The sequence below is a fragment of the Tardiphaga sp. genome (assembly GCF_044340795.1).
Lineage (GTDB): Bacteria > Pseudomonadota > Alphaproteobacteria > Rhizobiales > Xanthobacteraceae > Tardiphaga.
In genome coordinates this window covers 1-12,819 of sequence record NZ_JBIISY010000178.1, presented here as the reverse complement: position 1 = coordinate 12,819, position 12,819 = coordinate 1, and the positions used below count along the sequence as shown (strand labels likewise).

The window sequence follows — 12,819 nt, the reverse complement described above, 5'->3', positions numbered from 1 at the left end:
GATCACGCTGGCGCTGTCGCAGCTGATCTTCTTCCTCTATCTGCAGACGCCGTTCACCCATGGTGAAGACGGCATCCAGGGCATCCCGCAGGGCATGCTGTTCGGCCTGTTCGACCTGTCGAAGCCGACCACGCTCTATTACGTGATCCTGGTCGGCTTCCTGATCGGTTTCCTGATCATCTTCCGCACCATCAATTCGCCGTTCGGCGAGGTGCTGAAGGCGATCCGCGAAAACGAGCCGCGCGCCATCTCGCTCGGCTACAAGACCGATCAGTACAAGCTGATGGCCTTCATCCTGTCGGGCACGCTGGCCGGCTTCGCAGGTGCGCTGAAGGTGTTCGTGGCGCAGAACGCCTCGCTCACCGACGTGCACTGGACCATGTCGGGTGAAGTCGTGCTGATCACCCTGGTGGGCGGTCTTGCGACGCTGTACGGCCCGGTGGTCGGCGCCTTCGTGATCATCGCCATGCAGCAATATCTCGCCGGCTTCGGCCAGTGGGTGACGGTGATCCAGGGCGTGATCTTCGTGGTCTGCGTGCTGACCTTCCGCCGCGGCATCATCGGCGAGATCGGCCACCTGTTCAAACGCTCGCTGTAAGGGCAGGGCGCTCCCCATCGACAAGCTCAACGCCGCCGCAAGGCGGCGTTTTGCGTTCCGGGGCACTTCGCTCCGGATTTCGCTCCTGCCGCCCTCATGGGAATGTGATAGGATGCGATGATGAACCGGACCGAAGCCTTGCAGAAACTCCGTGGTTTTGCCGACGCCCTGAAGGCGCGCGGTGCGACGTCGCTGTATCTGTTTGGCTCGACATCCCGCGATGAGGCTGGCCACACCAGCGACCTGGATCTGTTTCTGGATTACGATCCCCGCGGCAAGTTCGACGCCTTGGACCTGGTCGCTGCCAGGCGACTGTTGCAGGAAGGGCTGGGGGTCAGTGTGGATCTCACCACGCGAAACGGCCTGCACCCCTTGATCCGTGAAAAAGTCGAAGCCGAGGCTGTGCGGGTGTTCTGATGCCGCGTACGCCTCTGCTCCGTATTCACGACATGCTGGAAAGCATCAACGGGATCGAGCGGGCCATACGCGGCAAAAGCTATCGGGACTATCAGCGGGTCGACGGCCGCATCATCTGGAATGCAGTGAAGAATGAGCTTCCTCCCTTGAAGGCGGCTCTGCTCGCTCTCAAGGCAAGTCTTGGCGACGCGTAAAGCCGCGACGTGTGCCGGTTCATGACCGGCGCGGGAGGCGGATTCCTTCCCGATCCTCCGTATACTCGGCCCATGCCTGCCCCCCGATTTGCCGTTACGTCGCGTCGCTCGGTGGCTAATGGGAAGATGTACTCGTCTTCCAGTGCCGGCACATCGGATTGGCCGGCATTCGCACATGTCACTGGGTCAGTTTCACTTTGTCGTCGCGGTGAAGATCGAGCTTCTCCGCTTCGAGGTCCTCGATCAGGATCTCGATACTCTGGCGCGCCAGATTATCGGCGGGTCCCAGAGCGAAGGACCGGTAATGGGCAATCTTGAGGTCGATTTCATCGCACTTCTTACACATGGATCGTCCCGCTGGATTGAGCCGGGACCATTTTCGATCTCATCACCGAGAGGCCGAGTGCGGTGCGGTGGTGAATGGAGAATGGGCGAATGACCGAAAGGTTCAAATAAACCTCGCACCGCAATCAAGAACCTCGCGGAAGATAAAGCTGGCTATCGTGTCCGGAAGCGCGCATGATGGCTCACCGCTGAACGGCTTTTGGTTTCTATCAGCGATGAGAGCGCCAGCATGCGCTCCCGCCATCCTCCCAGCAGGAGCGGTTCACGATGAGACGCAATCCTTTCTTTCGACAAAACGCCGACGACGTGATCGCCGATCTGCTGCGCGAGACGGTCGCGCGAGCCATGAAAATGCCGCCGGGTGTCGAGCGCGAACGCCTTCTCAGGATGGCCGAGCATCATGAAATCCAGGCCAATCTCACCGCCTGGGCGAATTCACCGGGCCTGCAAAGGCCGGTCTAGATGGTCGTTTCCCTTCGCCGGTCGCACCGGCAGACGAACACGCAGCACAGCCGCGCGAGCAGACTGGCGTCCGACCAGCTCGACACGATGGCGGATACAGGCGCCTCGCTTGCCGACATCGAACATCGCAAGCAGCGCCTGTTGCAGGGCCCGGAGGAGTTTCGCGACAGCAGGTCGGATCATCACCACGCAAGGCCTTACGCAAGAATACCCGCCGAACGAAAGCTCGCTGACGCAGCGGAGGGAATGGCAGCCTATCGTGAGCGAGAGGCGGCTGCTGTCGCCAATCTGCAGCGGCTCAAGGCCGAGCGTCTTGCCCGCGAGCAGGAGGCATTGCTGGCGAAAGAAGGCAGGCCTGGCAGAAGGAAGCGTGGACAAGGGCCTTAGAAAGATCGCATTTGCAGGGCACACACTGCGCATCGACGTTGTATTCGATGCTTTGAACGCCTGGTGTCTCATGGATGACACCGCTGACGAACTTCCTCTTCAAATTCGATCTGAACCGCTTCCGACAGATTCGGAAGTCGATCCCCTATGACCGATTGAAAGGAATCGTCATGCCCACAGGTACCGTAAAATTCTTCGACTCCGCCAAAGGCTTTGGCTTCATCGCGCCCGAAGGCGCCAGCCAGGATGTATTCGTGCACATTTCGGCCGTGGAGCGCGCCGGCCTGCACTCTCTCACCGAGGGACAGAAAGTCAGTTTCGAAGTCGTGAAGGATCGTCGCAGCGGCAAGAACGCTGCCGACAATCTTCAGGCTCTCTGACACGATATTATCCTGCCACGTCCACGGATGTACTGGACGTGATCGCAAGGATGAGAAAGGGCCGGCCATGCGCCGGCCCTTTTGCATGGCGCGGGCAGATGTCGGGCTCGGCGGCCACACTTGCCTGGATGAGTGTATCCTCCAGCGTCGACATGTGTGCGCACCACTCCGGAACAGAACCGGGCAGGAGGCGGCGACATGCAGAAGCGCTCGATCTTGATCAATGACCACTAGACCAGCGTCAGTCTGGAAGATGCGTTCTGGTCGGGGCTCAAGGAGATGGCGCAGGCGCGAGGCCTGAAGCTGTCACATCTTGCCTCCGAGATCGAGGCCTCCGCCAGCACGGCAATCTCTCCTCGGCCATGCGCCTGGCCGTTCTGGCTCACTTCCGGGAAGCTGCCGAGAAGAACAGGTGATGTGGCTGCCAGGCTAGAACGCCTCGGCCGCAATCCTCGGCCATCGGGGATGATGGCCCGGTAGGGCACCCCACCGATTGCCCCCAATCCCCGGATGTGATTTATGACAGTTCCGTGACAGTGGCCGCCCGACGGTCTGCTCACGCCATCTGTCCTGTTGCCTGGGTGCCCCGCATGATGCGCTTGTTCCGATCCTTTCTGCCGCGGGAGGAGCGGTTCTTCGACCTGTTCGCCCAGCATTCGCGGGCGGTGAGCGAGGGCGCCAAAGCGCTGGCGGGGATGCTGGAAGGCGGCGAGGAGACGCCGGTCTACTGCCAGCGCGTCAACCAGTTCGAGAACGACGCCGACAACATCACGCGCGAAGTGCTGACCGCGGTCCGCCGCTCCTTCATCACCCCGTTCGACCGCATCGACATCAAGAACCTGATCGGCGCGATGGACGATAGCATCGACCAGATGCAGCAGACCGCAAAGGCGGTGATGCTGTTCGAGGTGCGCCAGTTCGAGCCGCCGATGCGCGAGATCGGCACGATCCTGGTGCAATGCGCCGACCTGATCGGCCAGGCCGTGCCGCTGATGGACAAGATCGGCGACAATGTCGGTCTGCTCACGGCGCTGACCGAGGAAATCGGCAAGCTCGAGGGCCGCGTCGATGATCTGCACGACATCGGGTTGAAGGAGCTCTATCTCAAGCATCGCGATGCCAACACCATGGATTTCGTGGTCGGCGCCGAGATCTACAAGCATCTCGAAAAGATCGCGGATCGTTTTGACGACGTCGCGAACGAGATCAGCAGCATCGTCATCGAGCAAGTGTAAGGGCAGGGCCAGTGGACGCCTCCCTCGCACTCCCCGTGCTGGTCGGCCTGATCGCCGTCGCACTGCTGTTCGATTTTCTCAACGGCCTGCACGATGCCGCGAATTCCATCGCGACCATCGTCTCCACCCGCGTGCTCAGGCCGCAATATGCGGTGTTCTGGGCGGCCTTCTTCAATTTCATCGCCTTCATGGTGTTCGGCCTGCATGTGGCCAACACCATCGGCACCGGGATCATCGATCCCGGCGTGATCGATCCGGCTGTGATCTTCGCCGCGCTGATGGGGGCCATCGTCTGGAACCTGATCACCTGGGCGCTCGGCATTCCCTCGTCATCCTCGCATGCGCTGATCGGCGGCTTGCTGGGGGCAGGGCTGGCCAAGGCCGGCCTGTCGGCTGCCGTGTGGAGCGGGCTGCTGAAGACGCTGCTGGCCATCGTGCTGTCGCCGCTGGTGGGGTTCCTGCTGGCGCTGGTGCTGGTGGCGATCGTGTCCTGGGCCTCGGTGCGCTCGACACCCTTCGCCGTGGACCGCGCCTTCCGCGTGCTGCAATTCGTCTCCGCGTCGCTCTATTCCCTCGGCCATGGCGGCAATGACGCCCAGAAGACCATGGGCATCATCGCGGTGCTGCTCTATTCGCAGGGCTATCTCGGCTCGGAGTTCTCGGTGCCGTTCTGGGTGGTGATCTCGTGCCAGGCCGCGATGGCGCTGGGCACCCTGATGGGCGGCTGGCGCATCGTCCGCACCATGGGCCTGCGCATCACCAAGCTGACCCCGATGCAGGGCTTTTGCGCCGAAACCGGCGGCGCGGCCACGCTGTTCGCCGCGACCTTCATGGGCGTGCCGGTGTCGACGACGCACACCATCACCGGCTCCATCGTCGGCGTCGGTGCGGCCCGCCGCGTCTCGGCCGTGCGCTGGAACGTGGCGAGTTCGATCGTCTATGCCTGGGTGATCACGATCCCGGCTGCGGCGATCGTTGCCGCCGCGACGTGGTGGATCGTGAAGCTGCTGCATCTGAGTTTTATCTGAGCCACACACTGTCATTCCGGGGCGCGGCGAAGACGCGAACCCGGAATCTCGATATGGGAGTCTCCGGGGAGCCAAGTCACTCCCAGATTCCGGGTTCGCGCTGCGCGCGCCCCGGAATGACAGGGGGGCCTCAGCTCACCAGCTTGAGCCCCGCAATCCCCGCCACGATCAGCCCGATACAGGCAATCCGCGCCACCGTGGCCGGGTCGCCAAACAGGTAGATCCCCAGCGCCGCCGTGCCCACCGCGCCGATGCCGGTCCAGACCGCATAGGCGGTTCCCATCGGCAGTTCCTTCAGCGCCAGCGCCAGCATGCCCACCGAGGCCGCCATGCTGGCCAGCGTCAGCACCGATGGCACGAGCTTCGTGAAACCCTCGGTATATTTCAGCCCGACGGCCCAGCCGACCTCGAGCAGGCCGGCAATGAACAGAATAAACCAGGCCATGAAACGGCCTCCTGCAAAAGAGCAGGGCCGTCCCTGCGGTGAATGAAAATTTGGAGGTCGTCCTCGCGCGTTCTATATGGGTGCAGAGCGCGCCCGCCGCAACGCGGCCGAAGGTCGCCGCATCCCGCAAAAACCCTTGAAATCGCTCCCTTTCCCTGCCACAGCCCGCATCATGTCCGACACCGCTGCCATCTCCAATTCCGCCGCGTCCCCGCTCGCCCTCGAAGTGGCCCGCCGCCGCACCTTCGCGATCATCTCGCATCCTGACGCCGGCAAGACCACGCTGACGGAAAAGCTGCTGCTGTTCGGCGGCGCCATCAATCTCGCCGGCCAGGTCAAGGCCAAGGGCGAGCGCCGCAACACGCGCTCGGACTGGATGAAGATCGAGCGCGACCGCGGCATCTCCGTCGTCACCTCGGTGATGACCTTCGAATTCCAGGGCCATGTCTTCAACCTCTTGGACACCCCCGGCCACGAAGACTTCTCGGAAGACACCTATCGCACACTCACCGCGGTGGACTCGGCCATCATGGTCATCGACGCCGCCAAGGGCATCGAAGCGCGCACGCTCAAACTGATCGAGGTGTGCCGCCTGCGCGACATCCCGATCATCACCTTCGTCAACAAGATGGACCGCGAGAGCCGCGACATCTTCGATCTCCTCGACGAGATCGAGAAGACGCTGGCGCTGGACACCGTGCCGATCAACTGGCCGGTCGGCCGCGGCCGCGATTTCGTCGGCACCTATGACATCGAAACCGGCGGCATCCGCCTGCTCGAAGGCGGCGGCGCCAAGACCGGCGCCGGCGAGAAGATCGAAATCTCCGAACTCGCCAGCCGCAACCAGAATCTCGACGCCGACGAAATCGCCGGCGAACTCGAACTGGTGAAGGAAGCCGGCAAGCCGTTCGACCTGCAGGCCTTTCGCGAGGGCCACATGACCCCGGTCTATTTCGGCTCGGCACTCCGAAACTTCGGTGTCGGCGATCTGCTCGAAGGCCTCGGCCGTTTCGCCCCGTCGCCGCGCGCGCAGGAGGCGGATATCCGCAAGGTGGAAGCCGAGGAGCCGCGGATGTCGGCCTTCGTGTTCAAGATCCAGGCGAACATGGATCCGAACCACCGCGACCGCATCGCCTTCGCGCGCCTGTGCTCGGGCAAGCTGACCCGCGGCATGAAGGCCAAGCTCGTGCGCACCGGCAAGAACATGTCGCTGTCATCACCGCAATTCTTCTTCGCCCAGGACCGTGCCATCGCGGATGAAGCCTATGCCGGCGACGTGGTCGGCATCCCCAATCACGGCACGCTGCGCATCGGCGACACGCTGACGGACGGCGAGGACATCACTTTCATCGGCGTGCCGTCATTTGCGCCCGAAATCGTCCGCCGCGTCCGTCTCGGCGATGCCATGAAGGCGAAGAAGCTGAAGGAAGCCCTGCAGCAGATGTCGGAAGAGGGCGTCGTACAGGTGTTCCGCCCCCGCGACGGCGCGCCGGCGCTGGTCGGCGTGGTCGGCCCGCTGCAGCTCGACGTGCTGAAGGCGCGGCTCGATGCCGAATATCAGCTGCCCGTGAGTTTCGAGATTTCCGAATTCTCGCTGGCGCGCTGGATCTCGTCGGACGACGCCAAGAAGCTCGACACCTTTATGAACGCCAACAATTCCGGCGTTGCCGACGACGTCGACAACGATCCGGTGTTCCTGGCGAAGAACGATTTTTATCTGAACTACACAAAAGAACGCGCCGAAGGGATCGTGTTCTCGAGCGTGAAGGATGTGAAGAAGAAGGGATAGTTCGCAGCCGTAGGATGGGTAGAGCGAAGCGAAACCCATCATTCCGTCGATTGCAGCAAACTCCGCCGATGGGTTTCGCTCCGGCGCTTCGCGCCTCTGCTCTACCCATCCTACGAACTAATAATCCGGATTATCCGCGCGCTCCCATTCCAGCGAAGCCTCGGGAATCCTGAATTCCCGCAGGATCATGCGGATGAGCTGTGTGATTTCGCCAAGGTCCTGAATGCTCCGGTCGATGTAGATCGTCGACGTATTTGGCGGATATCCGGCATAGTGGCGAACGGCAATCTCCACCTTGCCATTGAGTTCAAACGACGCGCCTTCGAACCTGTCGAGGTCATCGACGCCCGCGGTCACTTTGCCGTGGCGTCCGACCACATTGTCGAGCGGCACATTGAGGATCGCCTGCGGAACGACTTCGACACTCAGGTCGGGGATTGATCTGATCACGATCATCTCCTCGTCGGTTTCATGGCTGGCCATGCACGAACCTGGTCCAGGTGATTGCCGCATAGGTACCGGTCGGCTCGTTTTTCGTGCTCACGCCTGGTGACGACGTATACCATCTTGCTTCGTGTTTCGTCCCGCTGCCCGGCGTCGGTCTTACGGCGGTATCGAATTCAATGCCACGGACCGATGCGGGAAGGGCGGAGCGGTAGGCCTTCACGCTGGGAAGAAGACTTCCTCGTGCCGGGCCGCCCCAGATCTCGCCGGACAACTGCTGCTGGTCCGCGTCGGCCTTCGTCTGCGTTGGAGATTCCTGACGGTGAAAGGGACCGTACATGGCACAATCCATGGTTGACGAATAGGCAATCCTCATCGAACCGCGATTGGAAGTCAATTAGGTGGCACTCGCTCGCAAACTCGACGAACTACACACGCTCCTCCACCTTCCTCTTGATATTCCCCAGCCCCAATTCCGCCTCCGCATCGATCCTTGCCACGATCTCCGCGCTCGCTTCCTTGGGCCGCGCAGGGTTGCGCACCGTGCGAATGAACTTCGTTCCGCCATCCACTTCGCTGCAGACATATTGCACCACGATCGGCCCGATCGCGCTCATATGCGTCAGGCCGATCCACAGCCGCGGGCGTTCGCAGGCAATCACCAGCCAGTCGAGCGCCACCGGGCCGGAGCGCGTCGACCAGTGTTCGTGAAAGGTGTCGCCAAAGCCCATCGGGCGATCGTCGCAATCGATCTCGTGGGAGGAGGGCAGCCATTCCGGCCAGGATTTCGGATTGGTGACATAATCGAACACGGCGTCCGTCGTCGCCGCGATCACGACGGAATGGCTGCGCTCGAACGGATGCGTGCTGCCGGTGGGCTTGAGGTCCATGGTGGTCATGTCGGCGTTTCCTGCTTGTTATTGGTCGCAGAGTGCAGGACGCCGCTGGCCGGGACAAGCCCGGGCCACGACGGCGTCAAATTGCGGGTGACGGAGAATTGACGTCGCGCCGGTGATCTCAAGGCGCCGGTCTGCGTTGAGGATGCATGATGCGCCATGGTCTGCTCATTCTTGTCATCATCGCCGCTGCGGCCTCCAGCGCCCATGCCGAGACGCGCCGCCTGCGTGCGGGCGTTGCGGTGCCGTTCTCGCATGCGCCCTGCAGCCTGCTCGATGGTCCGCCTTGCGCGCCCTATACCTGCAGCCTGCTGGAGAACAACGGGCCGTGCATCCCCGAGATCGATTATCCCATCGGGCAGAATCTGCAGGTCACCGTGATGTCCAAACCGCCGGACGACAGACCGGACTGGTATCGCAAGCCCGATCATGATCTCGACAATCTCGGCGATCTCTTTGCGGCGCTGCGCTCGTGCTGGACGCCGCCGGCGCGCGATGTCGCCCGCGCGGGGATGCAGATGTCGGTGATGTTTTCTTTCAACCGTGCCGGCACGCCGATCGCGCCACCGCGGATGACGTTCGCGTCCCGTGACGCGCCGAAGGAGGCGCGCGACGCCTATCTCAAGGCCATCAATGACTCGCTGAACGGCTGCCTGCCGCTGAAGCTGACCGGCGCATTGGGCGGCGCCATTGCCGGGCGGCCGATCATGATCCGCTATGTCGACAATCGCGAATTCGGCGACGGGGCAGGGCCGGTGCGCTGACATGCGCAGCGCCGGCTTTGAACCGGTCTGGCGCTCGCCGCGACGAACCGGAACCACAGGGGCATCCGCTGCGGAATGCCATCCCTCATGCAAGCTGATTGGAGTGTTGGATGTTGAAATGGTTGGGCTGCACCGCCGTCGCCGCATTGTTCGCGATTGTCCAGGTCGAGCCGGGCCTCGCCCAGAGCGCGCCGCCGGCCGAGAAGGCCGAGCCGGCTGCTGCGGCCGAGAAGCCAGCGGAGAAGCCCGTTGCCGAGAAGCCGGCGGCCGCGCCCCCGGCAGCCGAACGCTCAACCACCGACAAGGCCGCCACCGACAAGCCCGCGCCTGATCGCGCAGCCTCCGACAAGGCGACTGCCGACAAGCCCGCCGAGAAGGAAGCGGTGCGCTCGCCCACCAAGCCGGCGGCCGACAAGGCTGCGGCGGCCGATGACGAGAAGCCGAAGAAGAAAAAGAAGATGACCCGGCAGCAGGAGCTGGATCACTCCATCGACACCGGCACCGTCCCCGCGCGCTATCGCAGCCAGGTGCCGAAGGAATATCACCAGTTCATCCCGTTCGCGAAACAGTGAGCCCTTAACCTCTCCCCGCAGAACGGCGGGGAGAGGTTAAGCTGGAGCCTCGCCTTGTGCGTTGATCGTCGCGAGCTTGCGTCGGTCTACGGGCGGGCCGTCATGCGTCGCCGCGTGAATTCCCCGAACCAGTGCCGGATCCAGCTTTCGCAAGCCGCGACTGTCCGCAGGATCGGTTTCTTCCGCTGCATGACGGGACGTTCGATGAAGTGCCATGACGCCGCGGCGATGGGGATCGTCAGCGCGACGCTGAGCAGGAAGTTCACATACCAGATCCGCTGTTGCGGCAGCAGTTCGGCGACGACCTGCTGAACCGGGTAGCCGTAGAGATAAATCCCGTAGGAATAGTCGGCCAGCGCGAGGACGGGGAGGTTGGGCACGATCAGGGCCAGGCCGAGATAGACGGTGAGATAGGCAACGAACATCGATGCCAGATCCTCTCCGACGCGCGTCGAGGCATAGAGCAGCAGCGCATAGGCGACAGCGCTGACGATGGCCCCGCTCATCGACAGTCTGATCCACGACCTGCCCATATATAGCGCAACGCCGAACAGGAAACAGATCACCAGCATGCGACCCGGAGGCTGGGCGGTGGAAGCCGGCTTTTCACTCAGAAAGTCGCGCAGCAACAGCAGCAGGAATGCTGCGCCAAGCAGCGCCAGAAACAGGCGCGGGCGGCGGGTGGCGCCGACGAGCGCGAACAGGGCCAGCGCAAGATAGCATTCGAGCTCATGCGGAACGGTCCACAGCTGTCCGTTCACCAGGCCGGGCGTCGGCAGCGTCGTGAACAGGCCCGGCAGATAATAGTGAATGTAGCCGAACACATTCAGGAAATACTGGTGCAGCAGCGGATCGGAAAAATAGGCGCGCAGCGGCAGCAGCGTGAAGAGGGGGCCGATCAGGAGCGCGGAGATCACGACTTCGACGGTGAGTGCCGGGAAAATCCGGATCACGCGAAGCGTGAGGAAGGCCGGCAGATTGTTGCGCTCGAGGCTGCCGGCGACGAGGAACCCGCTGAGCGCGAAGAAGGACGGGACGATGAACCAGATCAGCGGCTTCAGGGGCCCGTTATAGAACCAGCTCTCGGCTTCCATGCCGTAGCAGACCGCGACCGAGTGCCAGAGAATAACCGACAGAGCGAGGGTGACCCGCAATATGTCGAAGCCGGGCGGGCGGCCATGCGCGATGTCCCATTTGTCGCCGAGTGTCATCTTGCTGCGCTCCCTGTCGAGCGACCGCCAATCCGCGAACCGCGGTCGCATTGCCGGGGCAAAATGTCACGGCATGGCGCAGCCGACTTGATGACCGTCAAACGGGCAGCGGGTTCCAATGTTGCACGGGACGGCAGCAGGTCAGCACGCGTGGTGCACAAATGCGCCTTACGCGATCCTGATCCGCCGCCGCCTCGCTCACATTCACCCGGTGCGCGGCTGGCGGCCTGGTCGCGCTTGTCGTGTGGATTTTTGCAGCGAGCTCTTCAGGCCATCGCTCATGAATTTCACGAAGGCCGAGACCTTCGGCAGGGGATATTGGCTGCGCGGCCACAGCAGGCGCAGCGCGCGGCGCTTCTTGTCGAGATGGGGCAGGACCTCCCGCAACCGGCCGTCCGCGATGCGATCCGCGACGGCAAAGTCCGGGATCGAGGCGATGCCGCATCCGGCTTCGGCCAGGCGGATCAGCGGCTCCAGCGACGTTGTGGCCAGCGCCACCGGCAGGATCACGTCGTCGGGGATGCCGGGCCCCCAGTCGGTCAGCTTTCCGGATTCGTAGAAGCGGTGGTGCAGCAGGCGGTGCTTCATCAGATCGGATGCTTTGCGCGGCACGCCCGATCGGGCCAGATAGCCCGGCGCAGCAACCAGGCATGAGGCGAAATCGCCGAGCTTCACATGCATGAGCCGGCTGTCGCGGACTTCGCCCGACCGGATCACGGCGTCGAAACCGTCATCGATCACATCCACCAGGCGATCATTGTAGTCGATGTCGAGCTCGACATCCGGATATCGGTCCACGAACGCGCCGATCAGCGGCGTGAGCAGATCGCCGGCAAACGGCACGCTGACACGCAGCCGCCCCTGCGGGCGCGCCGTGGTCTGCGCCAGTTCGGCTTCTGCGGCTTCCAGTTCACCAAGAATGCGCCGGCATCTAGCAAGAAAAACCTCGCCCTCGCGCGTCAGTCCGATGGCGCGGGTCGAGCGGTGAAAGAGCCGGGCACCCAGCTGCTCTTCAAGCTTGGCGATGGTCTTTCCGATCGCGGATGACGACAGGCCGAACTGCTGTCCCGCCAGCTTGAAGCTCCGCAGCTCTGCCGCCTGCACGAAGGCCGTCATTGCACTCACGCTGTCGACCCGGATCGCCATGATATCCTTTTCGTCCGCAATGTTCGGAACTGCGGCCTGTTTATCATCCGTTCCAGCAACATTAGTCAATGGAAATGGGCCCGCGTATCGCGGCGCCGGAACGGAGGACGATGACATGACCACGCTGTTCGATCCCATTGCGCTCGGCGCACTCGCCGCGCCCAATCGCGTCATCATGGCGCCGCTGACCCGCTCCCGCGCCACGCGCGACGCCGTGCCGACCCCGATGATGGTCGACTACTATGCGCAGCGCGCGTCGGCCGGGCTGATCATCAGCGAGGCGGTCGGCGTCTCGCGTCAGGGCAACGGCTTCACCTACACACCGGGACTGTGGTCCGACACGCAGGTACGCGCTTGGCAGCCTGTGACGCGCGCCGTCCACGACCGCGGTGGCCTGATCATCGCCCAGTTGGCGCATACGGGCCGCGCAGGACATCCGTCCGTGATCGGCGAGCAGCCTGTCTCATCCAGTGCCACCATCTCGCCGGTCGACGCGTGGACCTATG

The 12,819-nt window shown here is 63.0% G+C and carries 18 protein-coding genes and 1 pseudogene; 13 read left to right on the top strand and 6 right to left on the bottom strand.

Annotated features, from left to right (window positions below; translation table 11 throughout):
- From ACIQ17_RS23795 to ACIQ17_RS23785, 3 genes are all read left to right on the top strand, one after another.
- On the top strand, positions 1-598 hold a 598-nt coding region (locus ACIQ17_RS23795), incomplete at its 5' end, for a branched-chain amino acid ABC transporter permease (RefSeq protein ID WP_398471673.1).
- A 120-nt stretch (positions 599-718) separates the two neighbouring features.
- Positions 719-1,015 carry a nucleotidyltransferase family protein gene (locus ACIQ17_RS23790; RefSeq protein ID WP_398471672.1) on the top strand — a complete coding sequence of 99 codons (297 nt, stop codon included), beginning with the start codon at positions 719-721 and terminating at the stop codon, positions 1,013-1,015.
- On the top strand, positions 1,015-1,209 hold the full coding sequence (locus tag ACIQ17_RS23785; protein ID WP_398471671.1) for a hypothetical protein: 195 nt from the start codon (positions 1,015-1,017) through the stop codon (positions 1,207-1,209). Before ACIQ17_RS23790 ends, ACIQ17_RS23785 begins: the two co-directional genes overlap by 1 nt.
- A 178-nt stretch (positions 1,210-1,387) precedes the next feature.
- On the opposite strand, the gene ACIQ17_RS23780 is transcribed toward ACIQ17_RS23785, so the two are convergent.
- A complete protein-coding gene (locus tag ACIQ17_RS23780; RefSeq protein ID WP_398471670.1) occupies positions 1,388-1,555 on the bottom strand; it encodes a hypothetical protein in 168 nt (55 codons plus the stop codon).
- A 266-nt stretch (positions 1,556-1,821) separates the two neighbouring features.
- On the opposite strand from ACIQ17_RS23780, the gene ACIQ17_RS23775 reads away from it, so the two are divergent.
- From ACIQ17_RS23775 to ACIQ17_RS23750, 6 genes are all read left to right on the top strand, one after another.
- Positions 1,822-2,016, top strand: coding sequence for a hypothetical protein (locus ACIQ17_RS23775; RefSeq protein WP_398471669.1), 195 nt, complete (start codon positions 1,822-1,824; stop codon positions 2,014-2,016).
- Complete coding sequence (locus tag ACIQ17_RS23770; protein WP_398471668.1) at positions 2,017-2,403, top strand: hypothetical protein; 387 nt, start codon at positions 2,017-2,019, stop codon at positions 2,401-2,403. It begins immediately after the preceding gene.
- 170 nt (positions 2,404-2,573) lie between these two features.
- Positions 2,574-2,783, top strand: a complete 210-nt coding sequence (locus tag ACIQ17_RS23765; protein WP_398471667.1) for a cold-shock protein — start codon at positions 2,574-2,576, stop codon at positions 2,781-2,783.
- Positions 2,784-3,029: 246 nt separating this feature from the next.
- The gene (locus ACIQ17_RS23760; RefSeq protein WP_398471676.1) at positions 3,030-3,263 is read left to right on the top strand and encodes a ribbon-helix-helix domain-containing protein; all 234 of its coding nucleotides are present in this window, start codon (positions 3,030-3,032) and stop codon (positions 3,261-3,263) included.
- Between the two features lie 110 nt (positions 3,264-3,373).
- A complete protein-coding gene (locus ACIQ17_RS23755) occupies positions 3,374-4,018 on the top strand; it encodes a DUF47 domain-containing protein (protein WP_398471665.1) in 645 nt (214 codons plus the stop codon).
- Between the two features lie 11 nt (positions 4,019-4,029).
- Positions 4,030-5,046 carry an anion permease gene (locus ACIQ17_RS23750; protein WP_398471663.1) on the top strand — a complete coding sequence of 339 codons (1,017 nt, stop codon included), beginning with the start codon at positions 4,030-4,032 and terminating at the stop codon, positions 5,044-5,046.
- Positions 5,047-5,176: 130 nt separating this feature from the next.
- Here the strand turns inward: ACIQ17_RS23750 and sugE are convergent, their stop codons facing one another.
- Positions 5,177-5,491, bottom strand: a complete 315-nt coding sequence (sugE, locus tag ACIQ17_RS23745; protein ID WP_398471662.1) for a quaternary ammonium compound efflux SMR transporter SugE — start codon at positions 5,489-5,491, stop codon at positions 5,177-5,179.
- Positions 5,492-5,663: 172 nt separating this feature from the next.
- Here sugE and ACIQ17_RS23740 point away from each other — a divergent pair, with 172 nt between their 5' ends.
- A complete protein-coding gene (locus ACIQ17_RS23740; protein WP_398471661.1) occupies positions 5,664-7,280 on the top strand; it encodes a peptide chain release factor 3 in 1,617 nt (538 codons plus the stop codon).
- A 117-nt stretch (positions 7,281-7,397) separates the two neighbouring features.
- On the opposite strand, the gene ACIQ17_RS23735 is transcribed toward ACIQ17_RS23740, so the two are convergent.
- On the bottom strand, positions 7,398-7,763 hold the full coding sequence (locus tag ACIQ17_RS23735) for a hypothetical protein (RefSeq protein ID WP_398471660.1): 366 nt from the start codon (positions 7,761-7,763) through the stop codon (positions 7,398-7,400).
- Between the two features lie 389 nt (positions 7,764-8,152).
- Positions 8,153-8,623: an SRPBCC family protein gene (locus tag ACIQ17_RS23730; protein WP_398471659.1), complete on the bottom strand. Its 471-nt coding sequence runs from the start codon at positions 8,621-8,623 to the stop codon at positions 8,153-8,155.
- Between the two features lie 149 nt (positions 8,624-8,772).
- Here ACIQ17_RS23730 and ACIQ17_RS23725 point away from each other — a divergent pair, with 149 nt between their 5' ends.
- The gene (locus ACIQ17_RS23725; protein ID WP_398471674.1) at positions 8,773-9,384 is read left to right on the top strand and encodes a hypothetical protein; all 612 of its coding nucleotides are present in this window, start codon (positions 8,773-8,775) and stop codon (positions 9,382-9,384) included.
- A 110-nt stretch (positions 9,385-9,494) separates the two neighbouring features.
- Complete coding sequence (locus tag ACIQ17_RS23720) at positions 9,495-9,956, top strand: hypothetical protein (protein WP_398471658.1); 462 nt, start codon at positions 9,495-9,497, stop codon at positions 9,954-9,956.
- Between the two features lie 86 nt (positions 9,957-10,042).
- Here ACIQ17_RS23720 and ACIQ17_RS23715 read toward each other — a convergent pair whose 3' ends face one another.
- Entirely contained in the window at positions 10,043-11,167 is a 1,125-nt protein-coding gene (locus ACIQ17_RS23715) for an acyltransferase family protein (protein ID WP_398471656.1), read from the bottom strand.
- Between the two features lie 204 nt (positions 11,168-11,371).
- Positions 11,372-12,313, bottom strand: a complete 942-nt coding sequence (locus tag ACIQ17_RS23710; protein ID WP_398471655.1) for a LysR family transcriptional regulator — start codon at positions 12,311-12,313, stop codon at positions 11,372-11,374.
- A 115-nt stretch (positions 12,314-12,428) separates the two neighbouring features.
- Here ACIQ17_RS23710 and ACIQ17_RS23705 point away from each other — a divergent pair.
- Positions 12,429-12,819: pseudogene (locus ACIQ17_RS23705) on the top strand (alkene reductase); the annotation flags it as partial.